Raw genomic sequence first — 288 nt, forward strand, 5'->3', positions numbered from 1 at the left:
CCTCAGACATAGCGTTTCTCAAATCGTCTTCTGCGCCTCGCCTAACAATAAATGAATCATGTATTGGTAAAGCCGTTATCGGATGATCTTTATTCAGAAGTTTCGTTAACACTGTTTCCGCTATATCTGAATCTATTCTTTGCATTTCCGTCCATCTTGAAGTGAAGAAAAGATGATCAATGGCGCTATGCTTGTTCATCAAGTCCGATAGAATGTTTGAATACGGCCTGCCGTGTTTGTTCTTGAACTCAATATTACACAGCTTTCTTATTTCATGGTTGTCTAGGT

Annotated in this window: 1 protein-coding gene; it reads right to left on the minus strand. The window is 39.2% G+C overall.

Translation table 11 applies throughout. The features are described from left to right. A partial coding sequence (locus AB9F29_RS22325; protein ID WP_369757304.1) for a hypothetical protein occupies window positions 1-199 on the minus strand: 199 nt, incomplete at its 3' end. Between the last annotated feature and the right edge of the window lie 89 nt (window positions 200-288).

The organism is Falsihalocynthiibacter sp. S25ZX9 (assembly GCF_041205405.1).
In the GTDB taxonomy this organism is placed as follows: Bacteria; Pseudomonadota; Alphaproteobacteria; order Rhodobacterales; family Rhodobacteraceae; genus Falsihalocynthiibacter; species Falsihalocynthiibacter arcticus.